Source organism: Gammaproteobacteria bacterium (assembly GCA_016200485.1).
Classification (GTDB): Bacteria; Pseudomonadota; Gammaproteobacteria; order Tenderiales; family Tenderiaceae; genus JACQEP01.
In genome coordinates, this window is the sequence record JACQEP010000007.1 from 1 (window position 1) to 20,946 (window position 20,946).

Consider the following 20,946-nt stretch of genomic DNA (forward strand, 5'->3'; position numbering starts at 1 on the left):
GGCGAATAGGGCGGGAGGCCAATCTACAGCACAGGCTCTGGTTAAAAACCAGTCCTCAGGAGCGGACGGCCTTCCCGGTGAAGCGTGTAATCTTACTTAACCTCCTCAACAACATTTTCATTAAAATCGATCATACAAGGAGCGGCGTATGACAACCGCGCACGCCTTGGAACAACATCTACTGGAACAGATCGTCACCCGCGACAACCTTACCCGTGCATGGAAGCGCGTGAAGGCGAACAAGGGTGCGGCCGGTGCAGACGCGATCACCGTGAAGGATTTTCCGACATGGGCCCGTGAGCATTGGCCGAACATCAAAGCCCAGTTATTGGCCGGTGACTATCAACCGACCGCGGTCCGCCGCGTATGGATACCCAAGCCCAACGGCGACAAACGCCCGTTGGGCATTCCATGCATTGCGGATCGTGTCATCCAACAAGCCATCGCGCAAGTGCTAACACCGATCTACGAGCCGCTGTTCAGCGACCACAGTTACGGTTTTCGACCCGGTCGAAACGCGCATCAAGCCGTCAGGCAAGTGCGCGAAGACATCCGCTCAGGGAATCGCATCGTGGTCGACATTGACCTGGCGGCATTCTTCGACAGCGTCAACCATGACGTGCTGATGCGGTTGCTTGCAAAGCGCGTACGGGATAAACGTGTGTTGAAGCTGATCGGACGGTACTTGCGTGCAGGCATCGTTATCGAAGGTGTGAAACATCCCACGCCACTCGGAGTCCCCCAGGGCGGACCACTTTCACCGTTGCTCGCCAACATTATGCTGCACGAACTGGACGTTTACCTGCAACAGCAGAACCGTTCGTTCGCACGCTACGCCGATGACTTTGTCATCTGCGTCAGAAGCGTGTCGGCAGCGCGGCGCGTGAAAGCCAACGTCACGCGGTTCCTCGAGAAGCGTCTAAAGTTGCGCATCAACGATGACAAGAGCCGAATCGTACCGAGCAAGCAGTTGGAGTTTCTCGGGTTTTGTTTCCGGGGAACAAAGATTGCGTGGTGCGATAAGGCGCTTCTGCGTTTCAAGCATCGTGTTCGCCAACTCACCGGACGTTCGTGGGGCGTAAGCCTAAATTATCGCCACCGCGAACTTCGGCAATACATCACGGGTTGGATGAACTATTTTTCGCTATCGGAATACTACCGGCCGATCCCAGAACTCGATGAATGGTTACGGCGGCGCATGCGGATCAGCCATCTGGTGAGTCTTGGTGTCAGCCTGAAGGAAGCGATCAAAACTGGCGTCAGCTCGAAAGGGCCCTACGCCATGTCGCGCACACCGATCACGCAAATGGCGATGAACAATGAGTGGTTAAAAGCACAGGGCTTGGTGTCGATCAAAGACCAGTGGGTACGTTTTCATTATCCTATTTCAACCGCCTAGTGCGGACCCGCATGCTAGGTGGTGTGGGGAGCGCCGGAGAAATACCGGCGCTTACCCGATTAGACCTCACAGGTCCTCCACCTCAACGCGACCGAACTTACCCGTGAGCGCCTCAACGAACAAGCCCAGAAACGCAAAGTATTCGCCAGCGCGCTCAGAGCGGACTCCCTCAGCGACTAACTCGCAGTCGAACGTGAACGGTGGTTGATCAGGCAAGTGGGAGAAGACGAAGAAATCGCCGCGGTCCTCCAGGACGGCGACGGTCGAAAGCTCGCGGAGGAAGGCGCGCACCTCGTCGGCGGACTGGTGTTTGAAGCGGAAGGACTGATGCAACCCCATGTTTTCGTGAGGTCTAACTTAAAGTAGACATCCTAAAAGACGTATTGCAATACGTCAACGCGCATCCTAAACTGTATTCTTGGATTAATCGCATATTTGAAATCAATCAATTACTCTTTTTTAGTACATCCTAATGCCAAAAATAAATACTTCTTCCCCGGCGCCGCGCTTGTTGGATCAGGTGACCGCCAAAATCCGTCTAAAACACTACAGTATTCGTACTGAGCAGGCGTATGTAGATTGGATTAGACGATACATTAAATTTCATGGGGTACGCCACCCTTCTGAGATGGGGGCGCAGGAAGTGGAGCGGTTTCTGACGCATTTGGCGGTGGAGGGCAAGGTGGCGGCTTCGACACAGAATCAGGCGAAGTCGGCGATATTGTTTTTGTACCGTGAGGTGCTGGGGCAAGAGTTGCCGTGGCTGGATAATGTAGAACAGGCTAAGGCGCCGAAGCGTTTGCCGGTGGTGTTGACGCGGGAGGAAGTGCATGGCGTGTTGTCGCGGCTGTCGGGCCATTATTGGCTGATGGGCAGTCTGCTTTACGGCGCGGGTTTGCGCTTGATGGAATGTGTGCGTTTGCGGGTGAAGGATGTTGATTTCGGCCAGCGGCAGATTCTGATTCGTGATGGCAAGGGTTTCAAGGATCGGGTGACGATGTTGCCGGAGGCGTTGAAGGTGCCGTTGCGTCAGCATCTTGAACAAGTGAAAGCGCAGCACGCGCAGGATTTGGCCAAGGGCGGTGGTGGCATCTATTTGCCATACGCGCTGGAAAAGAAGTATCCGAACGCGGCGCGGGAATGGGCCTGGCAGTATATGTTTCCAGCGAGCGATGTTTCAGAAGATCCGCGTAGCGGTATTGTGCGGCGTCATCACATCAATGAACAAAATTTGCAGCGAGCGATGAAGCAGGCGGTGCGCGACGCAGGTTTGAGTAAGCCAGCGACCCCGCATACCTTGCGGCATTCATTTGCGACGCATTTGCTGCAAGGCGGTTATGATATTCGCACCGTTCAAGAGTTGTTGGGTCACGCAGATGTTTCAACGACGATGATTTATACCCATGTGCTGAATCGCGGTGGCAAGGGAGTGTTGAGCCCGTTGGACGGATTGTGATCAGGGCGTTGCCATGTCGTTAGTGATCGATACCATCGCTGCCATTGCAACGCCGCCCGGCCGTGGCGGGGTCGGCATCGTGCGAGTCTCTGGCCCGCGCGCAAAAGTGATTGCGGAAGAAATGCTCGGCACTTGCCCGCCGCCACGAGAAGCGAAATTATTACCCTTTAAAGATGCCGATGACAGCGCCATTGATTACGGCATTGCACTCTATTTTAAAGCGCCCCACTCCTACACCGGCGAAGATGTGTTGGAATTGCAAGGCCACGGCGGGCCGGTGGTGATGGATTTGTTATTGCAGCGCACGCTGGTGCTGGGTGCGCGTCTGGCGCGGCCTGGCGAATTTTCAGAGCGCGCGTTTCTGAATGACAAGCTTGATCTGGCGCAGGCGGAAGCAATTGCCGATTTGATCGATGCGAGTTCAACGCAAGCGGCGCGTTCTGCGCTGCGTTCGTTGGAAGGTGAATTTTCGGCGCGAATTCATTCGCTGGTGGAGCAGCTGACGGAGGCGCGGATTTACGTTGAGGCGGCGATTGATTTCCCCGAAGAAGAAATCGATTTTCTGCAAGACAGTGATCTCTCGCAACGCATTGATGGCATCGTTAACGAAATGAATGCCGTGACGGCCGCGGCGCGACAGGGAAGTTTATTGCGCGAAGGCATGCATGTGGTGATTGCCGGGCAACCGAATGCGGGCAAGTCGTCATTGCTCAATTGCCTGGCTGGGCGTGAGGCGGCGATTGTGACTGATATTCCCGGGACGACGCGTGATGTGTTGCGCCAGGAAATTGTGATCGACGGTTTGCCGTTACACATTATCGACACCGCAGGCTTGCGTGAATCCGAAGATGTGGTCGAGAAAATCGGTATCGCCCGCGCCTGGGACGAAATCAATCGCGCCGATCGCGTGTTGTTGGTGGTGGATGCGCGCCAGGGCGTAACGTCTGCCGACCGCGACATCCTCGCCCGCTTGCCGGAGCGGTTGCCGCTGACGGTGATTTATAACAAGGTGGATCTTGCGGGTACAGCGCCGAGTGAACGGCGCGGTGAGCTTGGCACTGAAATTTTGCTTTCAGCGTTAAGCGGTGCCGGCATTGAATTATTGCGCCAGCATTTAAAAGAAAGCATCGGCTATCAGGCCAGTGAAGGCAGCTTCATCGCCCGCCGCCGCCATCTGGATGCTTTGCAGCGGGCGCATACACATATCGAAACCGCCCGTACCCAACTACAACAGCGTGCCGGTGAACTGCTGGCCGAAGAATTACGCCAGGCGCAGCAGGCGTTGAGCGAGATTACGGGGGAATTTAGTTCCGACGACCTCTTGGGGCGAATTTTTAGCAGTTTTTGTATTGGGAAGTGATAGTTTGCGGCCATTAGCAGCTTATTGGCAGAAATTAGCGTCAAATTCGACGAAATTCGCTAGCGATAAGTTTTAATCAATATTTATCAATTTTAAAGAAGTTGATAAATGGCGCTCAAGTCTTGCAAATTGTAAATTCAATTGCCAATTTGCAAGGCAAGGAAAAAACAGAAAATTGATCATAGTGATGTAGGGGCGGGTTTAAAACCCGCCCCTACCGGAAAATCATCATTTGTGCTTCATTGTGTCTTTACATCCTTGAGATAGATCGTCTTCATGGTCTTTCATGCACTTGAGCATGCGCCCCTCGCCCGGATCTACATCCTTGCATAATTTGGCGGCGTCATCTTTACAGGCCTCTTTTGCTTTTTCCATGTGTTCGTGCATTTTCTTGCCCTTTTCTTTGCACGCAGGCGATAAATCGGCCTCATGTTCTTTCATGCATTTCATCATGCGGCCGTCACCGGGTTTGATATCGGCGCAGAGTTTTTTGGCATCTGCCTGGCAGGGCTTGTCTTCCTCGGCAAAGGTCATTTGTGACGTGCCAAAACCCAGCAATGCGATTGCCGATAAAAGGGCTAGTTTGTGCTTGAGCATTTGTAGTTTTCCTAGTTGGTTGTGGGCAAAAGAGGTCGGTGTTCACGCCTAAGCTTGCCAGTATTGGGATGTTGTTGGCTAGGGGCCGCAAATTTCCTCGCATTTCATTATAATGCGCCTATGAAATTCACAACGTTGGCCATTCAATCACCAAAACGCCGCGCAGGGCTGGTGCTGGTGCTGACCCTGCTTGCCGGTTGTGGCATCCTGCCTCCGTCGGAAGAGATGAGTCTGGATGAGCCGATGCCAGATGCGATGATCTCGGCCCCCTCTTCGATCTTGGTGCCGGAGCCAGTTATTTTGGCAATGGGGATGCTCGATGTACCGTATCGCAGGGGTGGTAATACACCAAAGGGCTTTGACTGCAGCGGCTTGGTGTATTACGTCTATCGTCAATTGGGTGTGCAGGTGGGGCGTAGCGCGCAGGAACAATTCCGACAGGCGCAGCCGGTGACGGCGGATAATTTAAGACCGGGTGACCTGGTGTTTTATCGTTTGCGAACGAAGGCGGTGTCGCATGTTGGGATTTATGCCGGTGAAGGGCGCTTCATTCACGCGCCATCACATGGTAAGCGTGTAAGTTATGCGTTGATGGCGGAGCCGTATTGGCAAAAGCGTTTTGCCGGCGCGGGCCGCTACTCTTCAGCGGTGGCGTTTAATCACATGCTGCGACAGTGGCAGCCACTGTAAATTCCAATGAAAGTTAAATGACCACCGGCAAAGCCGGTGGCTTATTGGGTGAGCGCCTCAAAGGCGCGTTAACACCGTGAGCCATCTAACGATGGCCCGCAACATAACGCTTTATCCCCTCCTCATGGTCATGAGGAGGGGTGCCCGCAGGGCGGGGCGGGGTGGTGTGCGTGACGAACCACACACCCGTGAACTTTTCACCCACCACCCCGTCGCTACGCGCCACCCCTCCTCCTAAAAAGGAGGAGGGGATAAACCAATACGTCGACCGCCGCACCGGTCAAACTTTTATGAGCCCTCCGGCAAAGCCGAGGTTTACCTTTAGTTAATTAATCCGTAAGGGTGATTTCATGAATCACCCCGGTTTATTCATCCTCTTCTTCAAGATCATCCTCGGCATATTTGCGCATTGCTGCCAGTTCCGCAGGATTTAAATGTTTGCGTTGGCAGGCGGCGAGCTGCTCCGGATCGCGAATAATGCTGCCGACCTTGTGAATCCAGGCTTCGAGCTGGGCATCGCGATAGCTGTAGTCATTGAACGTGAAATTCAGCCAGCCATAACCATCGCGGGCGGCAAAAATTTCGGGGGCCATGTCGATGGGAAACACCTTTCGCACATGGTTTTCCATGGCTTCGGTGGCCAACGGGCGCTGCGGTTTGTCGCTCATGCTGAGTTCCTTGAACTTTAAAGACAGTAATCGTTATAGTTAGCGGACTCTAATATCTAATAATTAGGCCTGCTCTCGTCTTTATGTCAATGAAAATCGGCATTATCAGTGATACCCATGGGCTGATCCGGCCGGAGGCGAAGCAGGCATTGGCCGGCTGCGCCGCGATTTTGCATGCCGGCGATATTGGTGAAGAGTCGGTGCTGGCGGAGCTTGAGGCCATCGCGCCCATGCATGCCGTGCGCGGCAACATCGATAGCGGCGCATGGGCGCGAAAATACCCGGCCACAGACCTGATCACCCTGGAAGGCCATCACTTCTATTTAATTCACGATCTGGAAGAGCTGGATCTGGATCCTGTGGCGGCCGGCGTGGACGTGGTGATTAGCGGCCACTCCCATCGCCCGAAAATCGAGCTGCGCGCCGGCGTGTTGTATTGCAACCCGGGGAGTGCCGGACCGAGACGATGTTCATTACCGATCGGCGTGGCGCATATCTATCTGGCCGGGGGCAAGATGCGCGCTGAGTATATTGAGCTGGACGTTAGCTGAAGCGATATTTCAAGCGCGCTTGAGAACCGTTTCGCCATTCTCGTTCGGCTTGCCTTCGGTCTGGGTGTGGCGTTTTTCCAGGCGGCGCAAAAATTCGCCGAGAATAATCTGGTAAAGCTGATCTTTGATAATAAGATCTTCTACCCCGCCATCGATATTCGGGTTATCGTTAACTTCAATAACATAAACGCCCTTGTCGTTTTGCTTGATATCGACGCCATAGAGGCCATCGCCAATCAGGCTCGTGGCCTTAAGTGCAGTTTTAATTACGTCTTTCGGCACGTCTTCAACAGCGATAGTTTTGTATTGGCCTTCATAACGCTTGCCGCTCTCGGAATAACGCACGATTTGCCAATGCTTGCGCGACATAAAATATTTGCAGGCGAAAATGATTTTCTTGTTGAGCACGCCGATGCGCCAGTCAAATTCCGTGTACAGAAATTCCTGAGCTAAAATCAATTCCGATTCTTTAAACAGCCTCTGTGCAATCTGGTGGAATTGTTCTGAGTTCTCGACCTTGAACACACCTTGGGAAAAAGAACCGTCGGGCATTTTCAATACTAGCGGATAACCCAGCATTTGCTCTGCGGCGGGGATATCGTTTTTACCGACGATGGCGGTTTTGGGCGCAGGGATGCGGTTTGCCTCCAGCAATTCCGCAAGATAAACCTTATTGGTGCAACGGAGGATGGACTGCGGATCGTCGATGACGACCATGCCTTCATTCTCGGCCTTTTTCGCGAAGCGATAGGTGTAGTGATTGATGCGCGTGGTGTCGCGAATAAACAAGGCATCATATTCGGCCAGTCGTGCATAATCCTTTTTCTCGATCAGATCGATGTCGATGCCCATGGTGCGGCCAACACGAACCAGCGCGTTAAGCGCACGCTTGTTGGAGGGTGGCTGCGGGTCTTCAGGGTTGACGAGAATCGCCATGTCGAAACGATATTGCTTTGGATTTTTCGGTCCGCGCCAGCGGCGCTTAAGGTAGCCGTTGATCGCGTCAATAAACTGCGGCCATTCTGTTTCGCTGAGTTTGTCGATGGAATCCGGTTTAATTTCGGAGATGAGCCACTTCTTCTGGTGGCTGAATGTGATGCGCAAAATCGGGTACGGAAACATTTCAAAGATCTGGCGCGTCAATTCACTCAAGGCCGGATAATGACAAACGCCAAAAAAAACCGTGATCTCGAATTCCTTGATCGTGACGTGAGCGGTAATTTTTTTAAATCCCTTTTGCACGGCTTCATCAAGATAAGGCGCCGCCAGGCTGTACATGGCCTTGCTGCTCAGATCGAGCATGGTTTTGACCGAGGGGATCACCTTGTGGTTACGCGCCTCGGCAAGCAGTGAGCTGTAATAAGCGACCGATAAATATTTGTAGCTGCGGCACAGGTTGATGACCTGCACGTTCTTGAGCTTGAAGTATTCTTCATTGGTGAGGTAATCGTCGGCATCGACGACGGGGCACGGCGCATCCGGGAAAGACCATTTCTTTTTATTTTCAACGACAATTAACTGCGATGTCATGGTCTGGATTCAGCCTCATTTCCGGTTGCGGGCCTTGCTCTTTTTCCGTGCATAAATGATCACGGCGGCGCGCTGGCCACTTTTGCCATAGCGTACCATACGTTCGAAGTCTTTGATGGGAATTGGCATGTTGATGCAATCGATCACGGCCTTGCCCTCGGGCTGATCGACGAAGGGGTCATGGACGTAAATAAAGCGGTCGTCGATGCCGGTGACCACTACCCAATGCGGGGACTTTTCGCCGCAGAAGCGATAGGAGCTGATCAGGATCAGCGGAATCCCCCCAGCGTTAAATTTTTTGCGCAGATCGGCCAATGCCAGCGGGTGGTACTGGATCGGCAGCCGATGATGATGCGCTTCCTGGATAAAATCTTCGTTGACCAGGCGGATGACTTCTTTCTTTTCCTCGCTGCGTACCGAGTCGACGAGCAGGAATTCGGCCTCATTGACGTAGATTTCGGCATCGAAACCGCGATGATACGCAGCCAGGGCCAGCCCAAACGGGCCGCAGCCGCCGAGGCCGGAGGTCATGAAAATGGTGGTCGATTCGCGCCAGACGCGCAATTCGAGCTGGCGGTTGATCTCCATTTTCGGGTCGAGGGTCACCATGGCCATTAATAACGCCGCCGGACCGCAGGTGAAGTAGAGCGTCTGCTGATAATAAGGTACGCGGGTGACGGCGGGCTGCACGCCCGCAGCCAGCGTTTTTTCAAAGCGCAGGGCATCGGCGTGGTCTTCGTAATAATCCTGATAGGTGCCGATCTGGCGGTAACCCAGCTTGCGGAACAGTGACAGCGAGCTGGTATTGTCGACGCGGACTTCCAGCCGCAAGTAGGCGCAATCGTTATCCAGCGCCACCTTCTCGGCGGCGGCAACCAGCACCTTGCCCAGTCCGCGCCGCGCATGTTCGAACAAGACGGCGATCGAGTACAGTCGCGCTAAAGACGTACCGCCATGGAACAGCACCATGACGTAAGCGATCAGCTTGCCATTTTCTTCCGCCACCAGCGTTGCTGCGTGACCCTTGGTCAGCATGTAACGAAAACTGCGGCGTGACATGCGGTCCGTGGTAAAGCAACGATCTTCAATCTCGACCAGCGCCGAAATGTCGTCAAGTGTCGCGGGGCGGATCATTGAGGCTCCGAAAGGGCGATAGAAACGAGTAACTTAGCATATTAAGTGCCGGATACAGCCGGTCGGGAAACAAAAAATCATTCACCACAGAGGCACAGAAGGCACAGAGGTTTTGAAGGGGGCTTGAATGGTTGGCGCTTTCGCTGTGTACTCCGTGTCTCTGTGGTAAATAATCGAAAAAATCTTGCTGCTGCCTCACGCTACAGCGCACAATAATCAAATGATTACGTCCACCCCCAATCTCAAAACCATGCTCCAGCAGCTGATTGCCACGCCGTCGATGAGCAGCGTGAGTCCCGAGTTCGATACCAGTAACCGCGCCGTCATCGACCTGCTCGCCGGGTGGCTGGAAGATGCCGGATTCGCAGTCGAAGTCACGCCCCTGCCCCGCCAGCCACACAAGGCCAATCTCCTTGCCCGCTATGGCCGGGTGGATGAGCGCAGTCAGGGCCTGATGTTCGCCGGCCACACCGATACCGTGCCCTACGATGCTCATAGCTGGCATCACGATCCGTTCGTGCTCACCGAGGCCAACAACCGGCTTTATGGTTTGGGCGCGGCGGATATGAAGAGTTTTTTTGCGCTGGCGATTGAGGCGGCGCGCCGCTTTCGGCCGGAGCAACTTAAACAACCGCTGTTTATACTCGCCACTGCCGACGAAGAAAGCTCGATGGACGGCGCGCAATTGCTGGTCGAGCGCGGTTGTCCGCATGTGCGTTATGCCGTCATCGGCGAGCCCACCGGCCTGCGCCCCGTCAACGCCCACAAAGGCATCATGATGGAAGCGATCCGCCTCACCGGTCGCAGCGGTCATTCCAGCAATCCCGCGCTTGGCGTCAACGCCATCGAGGCAATGCATAAAGTCATGGCTGATCTCATGCAGTGGCGCGGTGAACTGCAAGCCAAACACCGCGATCCGCGTTTTGCCGTGCCGGTGCCCACGCTCAATCTCGGCTACATCCATGGCGGCGATAATCCGAACCGGATTTGCGAACAGGCGGAATTGCATTTCGATCTGCGGCCGATTCCGGGCATGGATCTCGACGACTTGCGCAAAGTGATTCAAGGCCGCATGCACACCTTGTTCAAAAATAGCGCGGTGCGCTGGGAAATGTTTTCACTGTGCCAAGGCACGCAACCGATGCACACCAGCGAACAATCGCCCATCGTCACCGCCGCCGAACATCACTGTCATCACAAAGCCGAAGCCGTCGCCTTCTGCACCGAAGGCCCCTACCTCACCCAAGTTGGCATCGACACTATCATCCTCGGTCCCGGCGATATCGCGCAGGCGCATCAGCCGGATGAGTTTCTGGCGCTGGATAAAATCGAACCGGCGGTGGAGTTGTTGGCAAGATTGGTTAGGAAGTTTTGTTTGTGAAAAAATCGAAAATCCAACGCAAAGGCGCGGAGAAGAACAAACAATTAGGAAAGATTCCCTTTTTTTCTCCGGAATCACTCCACGGTGTTACCGTCTTATAATTATGCTTATTGCCTAGAGGAGAGCAACTGGGCCATAATCAATCTCATGAATTCAATGTCAAAATTGGCCTTTAATATAGATGAACCGTTTGAGCATCTTCCACATGCTCCGATCGTGGAAGCTGTCATTGACATCCGGTCTCGAGCGGCAGTGGTACTGGAAGAAACCGCTTTAAGAACCCAGCTGGAAACCAAACTTGGCGGCTACCAGTTTCTTGATTCGATTCAGAACATTCAACACCAAGTAAATTTTCAAAACGGTGCGCCAGTTAATCAGGAGATTCAGCTAGCGTAGCCTGGGTTTCGCTCTCGCTCAACCCAGGCTACATGCTACATTTATTTAAATCATGGAGCCGGGGCAAAGCTCAGCAAGGTCGCCCGCAATTCGCGTTGAAGCGTTTCGTTAATAGTATCCGTTAAACGTTGGCGGGCGCGCTCTTCAGTAGTCGAAGAAACTTTAAACGGCCAGCGTTGCACGCCCAGGCTTTTACCGTTTTTATCCAATAAATTCACTTCTACGGTGCCGCGTTGCCAGTTCCAGCCGCTTTCGCGCAGCGGTGGATCGAGTTTGGCGGCGGCGGTTAAACGATAGTCCGCTTTATCCGCATCGCTGACGGTAAAACCGGCGGCGGCAGTGGCCCCGCCCAAGATTTTTGGTAATTCAACAATGCTGTTGTCGGTTGTGCTGGTGGCGATAGTGACTTTGCTGAGCAACGCATCGCGGGTACGCACCAATTCTGCAAGCGATAAACGTGGTGGTATACCTTGACCGCTCGGATCGGCAACGCGCAACGAGGCTTGCACTGCAATACGATTCTGTTGAGCCTCTATCGCTTGTTGCACGCGGGCCGCTTTATAAAGCGGCTGCGACTCAACATTTGCCTGCTCCAGATGGTGGTTGGCAGAGTCATCGAGCGCCGCGATCTCTTGCTCGAACTGGCGTCGCGCTTTGTCGCGTTGCAATACGGCCAGCGCATGCTCTTGATTGCGTGCCGCATCGTGCCACAGTTCGGCGATCTCTACGCCCTGCAAGCTGCGCGAAGTATGCGCCAGCAGGCTGCGCGAAACCTGTTGCTCTAAAGATTGTGTGATGAGATCGCCTTGCGTAGTTTGTTCAAAGTGTTGGCTTTGCTGCGCCTGCTCCTGAATGGCGACCTCGAATTGTTTGGCGAGGTCAGCGCGGGCGCGATCCTGGGCATCGGTGACGGCGGGTGCGGTGCCGCGGCCAGTCAGATAACGATCGTTGGGGTACTTCACGCTAACACCGTTAATCCAATCGGGAGCCGTGTCACGATCCGGCATGCCACTACATGCAGTAAGCGTTGCGCCCATAACAATCACAGCAAATAAACGATGGTTCATTGCGATGCCCTCCGTATCAAGGATCGCGAAGCTGGCCAGTGCCAGGAGACAAAACGCTTTTTACCGGCAGCGATCTCGATATCATGCCATGTATGTTCGCCGCTAGTACCTTCCAGAGTTACGGTTAAGTCCTGTTTGCCGGGCGCGAGACGCATGCGGCCAATCAGAATTTGTTGCGGCAGCGTATACCAGGCGCGGGTGTCGGCCTGTTCGCTGACAAATCCGGCAATGTTCGCCACCATGCCGACGAGAGCGTTGTTCTTGCCCAGTTCATCCACGGTTTTACTTTTGACAGCAACGCGGGCGATGGTGCGAGCGATGATTTTCGGCATTTCAGCATCAAGTGCTGCCTTGGCATGACGGTCGAGCTGATCACTTAATTCCGTGTTAGCCGTTGTTGTGCCAACCGCAAGCTGTGCACCATGGGCGGCAGGTTCGCGCTCTTCATAAAAAGGGATCGCAATGCGATATAACTTGCCGCTCATCGGATCTTGCACGTTAAGCGAGGTTTCGTGTTTGCGCGGTACTAGACCATTAAAAATGATTAAGATCAGCTCGCCTTGTTCTTTAACCTGTTTCTGTGTTGGCCACTCAGTCAACGAGAATTCTTCTTGCAGCTTTTTATTCTCATCCGTAAGTTTCAAGTATTGGGTGAGGCGTAACAAATCCAGTTGCAGCGCCAACGGTACGGTAAATCCATTGGCCTTATACGCCTCATAAGATTTGCGATAGGATATCAACGCATCGTCATATTCATTCCGCGCTTCAAAAACCAAGCCAGCGAGATAACGGGCAAACGGAACTTCTTTATCGGGCATCTTATCCTTGAGCAAGACATCCAGTTGCAGGGCTTCAACGCGGGCGTCATCCAGCTTACCCAGCTCAAGATAGTTAAGGATCTTGACGCAATGCAGCATTACCAGTTCGAACGGCGGCGGTGAATAACTGCGCATGATGTCATTGATCGACGAAGCGGCGGCTTGTTCGCGGAGGCTGATGGCGTCCAGTTGCTCAGCAATCCCTTTCGCCTCTTCCAGCGTTGTGTTACTGCTTTCGAATTGGCCCTGCATGCGTAATAACATGCCCTTATCCAATAGTTGCAAACCGCGATTGCGATCACTGACCTGCCGCTGTTCCAATACCGATAACGCCTGTTCCGGTTGTTGCGCCAGCAATAATTTCTCCACCGGGTCTTCGGTGAAGCGCACAGCAGCGCACCCGCTCAGCAACAAGCTGGCGGCGACGCCCAGCGCAATCGCACGAACTACAGCCACAAACTACCAGCGGAACTTGGGCTTCGTTACAAATTTCTTGATCTTCTTCTGACCAACCCACACCTTGCGGTTATCAGCCATGCTGATGAGTGTCAGATCAATCTGGTAATAACGGACTTGCTCGCGGCCTTCGGTGTCGAGGATGGTGTTGATCGTACCCTTGAGCATGAAATCGGCGCCGATCTCTTGACCCATGGCTTTGCGCGTAACATCGCTGGCATGTAGTTCCTGATCCTTGCGTTCTTCACGTACTTCTCCGCGTTCGGTCTTGGAGGCGACAAATTCAACTTTTCCTGAATTAATAAGTTCACGCTCCATGTCGCCGACAAAGGTATTAACGTTAATATGTTCGTGGCTCAGATTGCTCACCTCACCGACGATGACGGCGGGCTGCTTATGCTTCGCACCCGTGTATTCGCCGAGCCAGGCACGCGATAACACATCGCGAATCATTTCTTCAGAGACCAGGCGCGAATCGGTATCGTTCCATTCGCCGCTCAGATCTTTGGCTTCTGACACGTCCATGCGCTCGACGCTGGTGGAACAGCCGGTCAATATGCCGCCAATGATTAATGCGCTGCTGATAGTGATTACGGAAAAAACCTTATTCATTTCTTGTCTCCTGCCAAGCGGTCAAAAATAGTGTCACCTTCACGCGTCAAATGGTCGCGCAGCCCCTGGTTCATTTCCTGTACCTTCTCCAACGTGTCTTTTACCTGTTTCATATCCAGTTCGGCGATGGAATACACAATATTGGTTTTTTTGTCGCGCCAGCGGCCGATGACCTTGGCGCCAGTAAGATTAACGCGACTCAGATTTGCGATATCACGCGAAACGGATTGCTGGGTGATGGTTGCGCCGCCGCTGGTGGCCGCTGTCGTATAGTCCTTGGACGCGACATCAAGGTACGAACTTAAAATCCGTGCCAGCTCGGCACGTGCGCGGTCATCCGCGGTCGAGAGTTGCAAAGCATCATCGCCCATGGCTGGCGCCTGACCGACGCCATGAAACAGTCGTCCGCCCTTGTCATTAAGCATTTGGGTGCCTTCATTGACCCAGTCCGGCGCGCCTTTGATATGCAAATCACTTTCGACTTTGGTTTTGCCAGCGCAGCCGGCCAAAGCCAGTACCACTACCGTCATCGCCAAAACAGTTTTGCTCAGGAACTTTGTCATGATCGTATCCTCATCCGGATGTTAAATGGTAGGGACGATTCATGAATCGCCCCTACGATGCATCGTTGTGTTATCAATAACTATACAATAATTTCAGGAAGGTTGTGGTCTATGCTATTCAAATATAATGAGCCCTTATTCTAAGGATAGACCGTGAAACTCCATCAGCTCAGTGTTGCTGAAGCGATTACCACGCTGCACAGTGATGCCAATGGTTTGGCGAGCACCACGGCCGCTGCCCGGCTGACGGAATTTGGCGCGAACACCATCCAGCATGCCCCGACGGCGTCGCCTGTGTTGCGTCTTCTGCGTTCCTTCACCCACTTTTTTGCCTTGGTATTATGGCTGGCGGTGCTGCTGGCGTTTGTCGCGGATGGGTTACAGCCAGGTCAAGGCATGGGGCTGCTGGGCTATGCCATCCTGGGGGTGATTCTTATCAATGGCTTGTTTTCCTTCTGGCAGGAATATCGCGCCGATCAGGCGATCTCGGCGCTGGAAAAATTGTTGCCCAAACACGTCAAGGTTTTCCGTGATGGCGCAATGACGGAAATGGCAGTCGCCGAGCTGGTGCCGGGGGATGTGGTGGCCTTGGAGGAAGGCGATGAAATTCCTGCCGATTGCCGGGTCATTGAATGTTTTGGTTTGCGCAGCAATGAGGCGACGGTGACCGGCGAGTCTGCCGCGAAAAACAAACAAGCTACGTCCAGCAACGAAGAAGACCTGATGCAAAGCCCCAATATCTTGTTGGCAGGGACGACCGTGTTATCGGGTCAGGCCAAGGCCATTGTGTTTGCCACTGGCATGCATACGGAGTTCGGCAAGATTGCGCATCTGACTCAAGGTGTACGACAGCGGCCTTCACCCTTGCAGCGAGAAATTATCCGCGTCAGTCGCTGGGTGGCGGGTCTGGCGCTGGCGTTGGGTGTGCTGTTTTTCATCATCGGTGAGGCGATCGGCTTGTCCTTCTGGGCCAATTTCATGTTTGCCATCGGCATCATCGTCGCCAATGTGCCGGAAGGATTATTACCAACAGTGACATTGGCGCTGGCGATGGCCACCCAGCGCATGGCCAAACGTAACGCATTGATTCGTCATTTGCCATCGGTGGAAACCCTTGGCTCAACGTCGGTGATTTGTACCGATAAAACGGGAACGCTGACTCAAAACCGGATGACGGTAAGACAAGTATATGTCGGTAATGAATTTATCGACGTTGCGCAAACGGCATCACGGCCATTGCAGGCCTATCAGCATTTGTTTGAGGTGGCGAATTACTGCAATGAACTTAAATTGACGCGTAATCACGGCGAGATTCAGCCATGGGGCGACCCGATGGAAATTGCGCTGATGCAGTTTGGGAAAAGCATGCTCGGAGACCAAGCGTCGCCAGCACGTGTCGATGAAATTCCCTTTGATACAGATCGCAAGCGGCAAACAACAGTACATCAAAGTGCAGAGGGGTTGATTGTTTACGTAAAGGGCGCGCCAGAAACCGTGTTGCCGCGCTGTAATCAAATACAACAAGATAGCGATATAACACCAATAGCGACGGATTCACAGCAACAACTTACCGAAGCACAGGAACAGATGGCGGGGAAAGGCTTGCGCGTGCTGGCCTGCGCCTATCGCCGTATTCAACCAGGCTATGCGCGAGAAACGCTAGAGCAGGAGTTGATATTGGTCGGTCTCATCGGGCTTGAAGATCCGCCACGGCCCGAGGTGCCGGCGGCCCTGGAAAAATGCCGCCAGGCCGGGATCAGAACAATTATGGTTACCGGCGATCATCCGCATACCGCATTAGCCATTGCCCGTGAAATCGGATTAGTGCGTACGGTAACGCCAGTGGTGATCACCGGCGCGCAACTGCGCCGCTTTTCGCCCACGGAACTGCAATTGGCGCTGGATGCTGAAGAGATAATATTTGCCCGTGTCGGGGCCGATCAGAAATTGCGTATCGTCACGGCGCTACAAGCAAAAAAAGAGGTCGTGGCCGTGACCGGCGATGGTGTCAATGATGCGCCGGCACTGAAAAAAGCGGATATCGGCATTGCGATGGGCGTTTCCGGTACCGATGTTGCTAAGGAAGCGGCGGACATGATTTTGCTTGATGACAATTTTGCCAGCATCGTCAGTGCCATCGAAGAAGGCCGCGCTGTATTCGATAACATTCGCAAGTTTCTCACCTATATTCTGACCTCTAACGTTCCTGAGATTATTCCCTATCTTGCCTTCGTCTTATTCAAGATCCCGTTGCCGCTGACAATCATTCAGATTCTGGCGGTCGATCTTGGTACTGATATGTTGCCCGCGTTGGCGCTGGGTGCAGAACCACCACATCCTAGTGTGATGCAAAGACCGCCACGCCCCAGGCAAGAACCTTTGTTGCGCTGGTCATTATTATCACGTGCTTACCTGTTTCTCGGAATCATGGAAGCGATTGCGGCGATGAGTGCCTTTTTTTATGTATTGAATCAAGGGGGCTGGAATTATGGGGATTCACTCGCAACCACGACACCCTTGTATTTGCAGGCAACCGCCGCCTGTCTCGGCGCCATTATTGTGATGCAAGTCGCCAATGTCTTTTTGTGCCGTGATGAGCGCGAAAGTTTCATGCGTTTTGGGTTATTTAGCAATCATCTGATTGTGGCCGGGATCGCGGTGGAGATCGGCCTTTTGCTGTTTATTATGTACACCCCTTGGGGCAACCAATTGTTTGGCACGGCGCCACTATCGATGGATGTGTGGTGGTTTATTGCGCCATTTGCCTTCGGTATGTTGGTTCTGGAAGAGTCGCGCAAGGCTTGGGCGCGACGCTCCCGTTGACATCATATTATTTAGAACCGCTTTTTCACGCCACCATGGCCGAGGTCAGCTTGGCTGACACAGAGTTGTAACTACAAGTTGGCTTGGTGTGTTAGGGGTGGCTAGATGGGCCATCGGGTGCATACGTCGGCAGTTGTGATGGAATCATATGTTTAATCGTTGGCGCCTGGATCAAAATTGAAAATACTACGACGGCATAGGTAGCCGCCACTATTAGATCACGGTACGGACCGGTGGGAAGTGATAATGCTAATGCGATTGATACTGCCCCGCGCAGGCCGGCCCAAGTCAGAATTTTTACTTCATAGGCCGTGTAGCCACGTTTGGATCCGACGAGAAGGGTCGGCAGCGACACGCTTGTGAATCGTGCCAGTAACACGATCGGAATCGCCACCAATCCAGCCAGTAAATGATCGTGAGTGAAGGTGAGGGCGAGCACCTCCATGCCAATCAAGACAAACAGAACCGCGCCCAGAATTTCGTCGATCAATTCCCAAAATGCCTCCAGGCGTTCCCGCGATACCGGCGACATTGCCCGCTGGCGGCCATGATTGCCGATCACAAGACCGGCCGTTGCAATGGCAATCGGCGCCGAAACATGTAACGCATCCGCCAGGGCGTAACCGCCCATCACCAGCGCCAGAGTGATCAGCACATCGATCTGATAATTATCGTTGGACTTGAGCATTACATAGCCCAACCACCCTGCGGCCCAGCCGAAGATCAAGCCGCCTATGGCTTCGAGCGCGAATAACTTCAGCAGTTCATGCGGACTGGCGTCAGTGCGTCCGGTGGCCAGACCGAGCAAGGCAAGAAATACTACCAGCGCCACACCATCATTAAACAGACTTTCACCAGCTATTCGGGTCTCCAGACGCTTGGAGATTCGCATGCTGCGCAACACTGACAGCACTACGACCGCATCGGTGGGCGAAATGAGGGCGCCAAACAGCAGGCAATAGATCAGGGGCAAATCGATATTGAGTAACTGCATTGCGCTCCATAGCAACAGGCCCACAATCAAGGTTGAGCTCAGAATGCCAATGGTCGCCAATTGCGATATGCCCCATTTTTCTTTGACCAAATCTTTAGAGCTGATATTGAGCGCCCCAGCAAAAAGCATGAAGCTAAGTAGTCCATGGAGGACTGTGCGGTTGAAATCAATGTGCTGAAGCAGGGTACGAGCCTGTTCCTCATAATCCAGTCCCAGGCCATCCAGCGCCACTATCCCTAATGACATCAACAAGGCGATCAACATTACCCCGACTGCATTCGGCAAGCCGATATAACGGTGGTTAAGGAAGCTAAACACGGCTGCCAGCGTGATCAGCAGGGCTAGGATATTGAAGGTGGTCATGCATGAAAACTCAGGTTAAGGGGGCGAGCGTACTCGTGATTAGTAGACCGTACATCCGTTGCCTGAGTTCATTAGCAAATCACGCCCTATTCCCTTAAATATCCTCATATTTGGCTAGGACATTAATCTGAAGTAAAATAGCCGGTTCTTTCGGCAGCTTAAGTCAGGCCCATGTTCCATCCAGATCAATTTGATGTGATTGTCATCGGCGGTGGCCATGCCGGCACCGAAGCCGCATTGGCGTCCGCGCGCATGGGCGCCAAGACCCTGCTGCTGACCCATAACATCGAAACCCTGGGCCAGATGAGCTGTAACCCGGCCATCGGCGGCATCGGCAAAGGCCACCTGGTCAAGGAAGTGGATGCCCTCGGTGGCCTGATGGCCCGCGCTACCGATCAGGCAGGCATACAATTCCGGATCCTCAATGCCAGCAAAGGCCCGGCAGTGCGTGCGACCCGCGCCCAGGCTGATCGCGCTCTATATAAAGCTGCCGTGCGGGCAGTGCTGGAAAATCAGCCGAATCTAACCCTGTTCCAGCAGGCGGTGGACGATCTGATCGTCGAAGGCGAGCGTGTCAGCGGCGTGGTGACGAAGATGGGCCTCAAATTCCGTGCTCGCACGGTAGTGCTGACCGTCGGCACCTTCCTCGGTGGCCGCATTCATATTGGCTTGCAGAATTACGAAGGCGGCCGTGCCGGAGATCCGCCCTCCAACGCCCTCGCCGCCCGTTTGCGCGAATTGCCGTTCCGCGTTGGCCGTTTAAAAACCGGCACCCCGCCGCGCATCGATGGCCGCAGCCTGGATTACAGCCAAATGGCCGAACAGCCGGGCGACAAGCCGGCACCGGTATTTTCCTTCCTCGGCAACGCCAGCGAGCATCCGCGCCAGGTATCATGCTGGATGACGTATACCAACAGCCGCACGCATGACATCATTCGCAGCGGCCTGGATCGCTCGCCGATGTATACCGGCGTGATCGAAGGCGTCGGGCCGCGCTATTGCCCATCGATTGAAGACAAGATCATGCGTTTCGCCGACAAGGACGCGCATCAGATTTTTGTCGAGCCGGAAGGTTTGAGCACGCACGAGATTTATCCCAACGGCATCTCCACCAGCTTGCCTTATGACGTGCAATTCGCGCTGGTGCGCTCGATGAAAGGGTTTGAAAACGCACATATCACGCGTCCCGGTTATGCGATTGAATACGACTACTTCGATCCGCGCGATATTAAGCCTTCGCTCGAAACCAAATATATTCACGGCCTGTTTTTTGCAGGTCAGATCAACGGCACTACCGGTTATGAAGAAGCGGCGGCGCAAGGTTTAATCGCCGGCATGAACGCCGCGCTGCAAATACAGGAACGGGAAGCCTGGTGTCCGCGCCGTGACGAGGCCTACATCGGTGTGCTGATCGATGACCTCAACACTCGCGGCACGCAAGAACCGTATCGCATGTTCACCAGCCGTGCCGAATATCGTTTGTTGCTGCGCGAAGACAATGCCGATCTGCGGCTCACCGCGAAAGGTCGCGAACTTGGTTTGGTCGATGACGTACGCTGGGCGGCGTTCGAAACCAAGCGTGAAGCGATTGAGCAAGAACAACAGCGTTTGCGCGATACCTGGTTGCGACCGGGGCAGATTACCGAAGAAGAATCGACGCGCGTCTTCAATGGCCCGCTGGCACGCGAATATCGTCTCGCCGAATTGTTGCGCCGGCCCGAGGTCAGCTATGCCAGCTTGATGAGCTTGCTGTCTGCCGCCGGTCCGGGCGTGGCCGATGCCACCGTCGCCGAACAGGTCGAGATCCAGGCCAAATATGCGGGCTACATCGATCGTCAGCATGAAGAGATTGAGCGCCAACGCCGTCACGAAGAGACCGCGCTGCCCACCGATCTGGATTACCAGGCTGTGTCTGGACTTTCCAATGAGGTTCGTCAAAAACTGGCAAAGCAGCGGCCCGTCACTGTCGGTCAGGCGGCGCGTATCCCCGGCATCACCCCGGCCGCCATTTCGCTGTTGCTGGTGCATTTGAAAAAACGCGGTGTAACGCAGGCGCGATCAGCCTACAACGGATAAACCTTCCTTTTT

Annotated in this window: 19 protein-coding genes; 9 read left to right on the forward strand and 10 right to left on the reverse strand. The window is 53.9% G+C overall.

Annotation, left to right across the window (positions count from 1 at the left end; translation table 11 throughout):
• Positions 1-148 precede the first annotated feature (148 nt).
• Positions 149-1,399, forward strand: coding sequence for a group II intron reverse transcriptase/maturase (ltrA, locus tag HY272_03470; protein MBI3771741.1), 1,251 nt, complete (start codon positions 149-151; stop codon positions 1,397-1,399).
• Positions 1,400-1,465: 66 nt separating this feature from the next.
• Here the strand turns inward: ltrA and HY272_03475 are convergent, their stop codons facing one another.
• Entirely contained in the window at positions 1,466-1,738 is a 273-nt protein-coding gene (locus HY272_03475; GenBank protein ID MBI3771742.1) for a hypothetical protein, read from the reverse strand.
• 133 nt (positions 1,739-1,871) lie between these two features.
• Here HY272_03475 and HY272_03480 point away from each other — a divergent pair, with 133 nt between their 5' ends.
• Both HY272_03480 and mnmE read left to right on the forward strand, forming a co-directional pair.
• The gene (locus tag HY272_03480) at positions 1,872-2,855 is read left to right on the forward strand and encodes an integron integrase (GenBank protein ID MBI3771743.1); all 984 of its coding nucleotides are present in this window, start codon (positions 1,872-1,874) and stop codon (positions 2,853-2,855) included.
• Positions 2,856-2,868: 13 nt separating this feature from the next.
• Positions 2,869-4,215 carry a tRNA uridine-5-carboxymethylaminomethyl(34) synthesis GTPase MnmE gene (gene mnmE, locus HY272_03485; GenBank protein MBI3771744.1) on the forward strand — a complete coding sequence of 449 codons (1,347 nt, stop codon included), beginning with the start codon at positions 2,869-2,871 and terminating at the stop codon, positions 4,213-4,215.
• A 228-nt stretch (positions 4,216-4,443) separates the two neighbouring features.
• Here mnmE and HY272_03490 read toward each other — a convergent pair whose 3' ends face one another.
• Positions 4,444-4,812 (reverse strand): hypothetical protein, encoded by a 369-nt coding sequence (locus tag HY272_03490; GenBank protein ID MBI3771745.1) that lies wholly within the window; start codon positions 4,810-4,812, stop codon positions 4,444-4,446.
• Between the two features lie 120 nt (positions 4,813-4,932).
• On the opposite strand from HY272_03490, the gene HY272_03495 reads away from it, so the two are divergent.
• Positions 4,933-5,502 carry a C40 family peptidase gene (locus HY272_03495; GenBank protein ID MBI3771746.1) on the forward strand — a complete coding sequence of 190 codons (570 nt, stop codon included), beginning with the start codon at positions 4,933-4,935 and terminating at the stop codon, positions 5,500-5,502.
• Between the two features lie 365 nt (positions 5,503-5,867).
• On the opposite strand, the gene HY272_03500 is transcribed toward HY272_03495, so the two are convergent.
• Complete coding sequence (locus HY272_03500) at positions 5,868-6,170, reverse strand: hypothetical protein (protein ID MBI3771747.1); 303 nt, start codon at positions 6,168-6,170, stop codon at positions 5,868-5,870.
• A gap of 89 nt (positions 6,171-6,259) precedes the next feature.
• Between HY272_03500 and HY272_03505 the strand changes: the two genes are divergently transcribed.
• Complete coding sequence (locus HY272_03505) at positions 6,260-6,721, forward strand: metallophosphoesterase family protein (protein MBI3771748.1); 462 nt, start codon at positions 6,260-6,262, stop codon at positions 6,719-6,721.
• 9 nt (positions 6,722-6,730) lie between these two features.
• Here HY272_03505 and HY272_03510 read toward each other — a convergent pair whose 3' ends face one another.
• Together HY272_03510 and HY272_03515 are read right to left on the reverse strand one after the other, a co-directional pair.
• Positions 6,731-8,251, reverse strand: coding sequence for a RimK family protein (locus HY272_03510; protein MBI3771749.1), 1,521 nt, complete (start codon positions 8,249-8,251; stop codon positions 6,731-6,733).
• A gap of 15 nt (positions 8,252-8,266) precedes the next feature.
• Positions 8,267-9,385, reverse strand: coding sequence for a peptidase C39 family protein (locus HY272_03515; protein MBI3771750.1), 1,119 nt, complete (start codon positions 9,383-9,385; stop codon positions 8,267-8,269).
• Between the two features lie 220 nt (positions 9,386-9,605).
• Between HY272_03515 and argE the strand changes: the two genes are divergently transcribed.
• Both argE and HY272_03525 read left to right on the forward strand, forming a co-directional pair.
• The gene (argE, locus tag HY272_03520; protein ID MBI3771751.1) at positions 9,606-10,766 is read left to right on the forward strand and encodes an acetylornithine deacetylase; all 1,161 of its coding nucleotides are present in this window, start codon (positions 9,606-9,608) and stop codon (positions 10,764-10,766) included.
• A gap of 156 nt (positions 10,767-10,922) precedes the next feature.
• Positions 10,923-11,162, forward strand: coding sequence for a hypothetical protein (locus HY272_03525; GenBank protein MBI3771752.1), 240 nt, complete (start codon positions 10,923-10,925; stop codon positions 11,160-11,162).
• 50 nt (positions 11,163-11,212) lie between these two features.
• Here the strand turns inward: HY272_03525 and HY272_03530 are convergent, their stop codons facing one another.
• From HY272_03530 to HY272_03545, 4 genes are read right to left on the reverse strand one after another with little or no spacing between them, the layout of a single operon-like run.
• Positions 11,213-12,229 (reverse strand): LPP20 family lipoprotein, encoded by a 1,017-nt coding sequence (locus tag HY272_03530; GenBank protein MBI3771753.1) that lies wholly within the window; start codon positions 12,227-12,229, stop codon positions 11,213-11,215.
• A complete protein-coding gene (locus tag HY272_03535; protein MBI3771754.1) occupies positions 12,226-13,503 on the reverse strand; it encodes a hypothetical protein in 1,278 nt (425 codons plus the stop codon). The genes HY272_03530 and HY272_03535 overlap by 4 nt, the downstream gene beginning before the upstream one ends.
• 3 nt (positions 13,504-13,506) lie before the next feature.
• A complete protein-coding gene (locus HY272_03540) occupies positions 13,507-14,115 on the reverse strand; it encodes a penicillin-binding protein activator LpoB (protein ID MBI3771755.1) in 609 nt (202 codons plus the stop codon).
• On the reverse strand, positions 14,112-14,678 hold the full coding sequence (locus HY272_03545; protein ID MBI3771756.1) for a hypothetical protein: 567 nt from the start codon (positions 14,676-14,678) through the stop codon (positions 14,112-14,114). Before HY272_03545 ends, HY272_03540 begins: the two co-directional genes overlap by 4 nt.
• A gap of 153 nt (positions 14,679-14,831) precedes the next feature.
• On the opposite strand from HY272_03545, the gene HY272_03550 reads away from it, so the two are divergent.
• Positions 14,832-17,501 (forward strand): cation-transporting P-type ATPase, encoded by a 2,670-nt coding sequence (locus tag HY272_03550; GenBank protein ID MBI3771757.1) that lies wholly within the window; start codon positions 14,832-14,834, stop codon positions 17,499-17,501.
• A gap of 91 nt (positions 17,502-17,592) precedes the next feature.
• Here the strand turns inward: HY272_03550 and HY272_03555 are convergent, their stop codons facing one another.
• Complete coding sequence (locus HY272_03555; protein MBI3771758.1) at positions 17,593-18,858, reverse strand: sodium:proton antiporter; 1,266 nt, start codon at positions 18,856-18,858, stop codon at positions 17,593-17,595.
• Between the two features lie 171 nt (positions 18,859-19,029).
• On the opposite strand from HY272_03555, the gene mnmG reads away from it, so the two are divergent.
• Entirely contained in the window at positions 19,030-20,934 is a 1,905-nt protein-coding gene (mnmG, locus tag HY272_03560; GenBank protein ID MBI3771759.1) for a tRNA uridine-5-carboxymethylaminomethyl(34) synthesis enzyme MnmG, read from the forward strand.
• Positions 20,935-20,946: the final 12 nt, after the last annotated feature.

What these genes read in the sequence shown, in the direction of transcription:
- HY272_03490 (MBI3771745.1), bottom strand. Translation starts at nt 4,812, where the DNA reads ATGCTCAAGCACAAACTAGCCCTTTTATCGGCAATCGCATTGCTGGGT.
- HY272_03495 (MBI3771746.1), top strand. Translation starts at nt 4,933, where the DNA reads ATGAAATTCACAACGTTGGCCATTCAATCACCAAAACGCCGCGCAGGG.
- argE (MBI3771751.1), top strand. Translation starts at nt 9,606, where the DNA reads ATGATTACGTCCACCCCCAATCTCAAAACCATGCTCCAGCAGCTGATT.
- HY272_03545 (MBI3771756.1), bottom strand. Translation starts at nt 14,678, where the DNA reads ATGACAAAGTTCCTGAGCAAAACTGTTTTGGCGATGACGGTAGTGGTA.
- mnmE (MBI3771744.1), top strand. Translation starts at nt 2,869, where the DNA reads ATGTCGTTAGTGATCGATACCATCGCTGCCATTGCAACGCCGCCCGGC.
- HY272_03525 (MBI3771752.1), top strand. Translation starts at nt 10,923, where the DNA reads ATGTCAAAATTGGCCTTTAATATAGATGAACCGTTTGAGCATCTTCCA.
- mnmG (MBI3771759.1), top strand. Translation starts at nt 19,030, where the DNA reads ATGTTCCATCCAGATCAATTTGATGTGATTGTCATCGGCGGTGGCCAT.
- HY272_03555 (MBI3771758.1), bottom strand. Translation starts at nt 18,858, where the DNA reads ATGACCACCTTCAATATCCTAGCCCTGCTGATCACGCTGGCAGCCGTG.
- HY272_03530 (MBI3771753.1), bottom strand. Translation starts at nt 12,229, where the DNA reads ATGAACCATCGTTTATTTGCTGTGATTGTTATGGGCGCAACGCTTACT.
- HY272_03500 (MBI3771747.1), bottom strand. Translation starts at nt 6,170, where the DNA reads ATGAGCGACAAACCGCAGCGCCCGTTGGCCACCGAAGCCATGGAAAAC.
- HY272_03510 (MBI3771749.1), bottom strand. Translation starts at nt 8,251, where the DNA reads ATGACATCGCAGTTAATTGTCGTTGAAAATAAAAAGAAATGGTCTTTC.
- HY272_03540 (MBI3771755.1), bottom strand. Translation starts at nt 14,115, where the DNA reads ATGAATAAGGTTTTTTCCGTAATCACTATCAGCAGCGCATTAATCATT.
- HY272_03515 (MBI3771750.1), bottom strand. Translation starts at nt 9,385, where the DNA reads ATGATCCGCCCCGCGACACTTGACGACATTTCGGCGCTGGTCGAGATT.
- ltrA (MBI3771741.1), top strand. Translation starts at nt 149, where the DNA reads ATGACAACCGCGCACGCCTTGGAACAACATCTACTGGAACAGATCGTC.
- HY272_03505 (MBI3771748.1), top strand. Translation starts at nt 6,260, where the DNA reads ATGAAAATCGGCATTATCAGTGATACCCATGGGCTGATCCGGCCGGAG.
- HY272_03475 (MBI3771742.1), bottom strand. Translation starts at nt 1,738, where the DNA reads ATGGGGTTGCATCAGTCCTTCCGCTTCAAACACCAGTCCGCCGACGAG.
- HY272_03480 (MBI3771743.1), top strand. Translation starts at nt 1,872, where the DNA reads ATGCCAAAAATAAATACTTCTTCCCCGGCGCCGCGCTTGTTGGATCAG.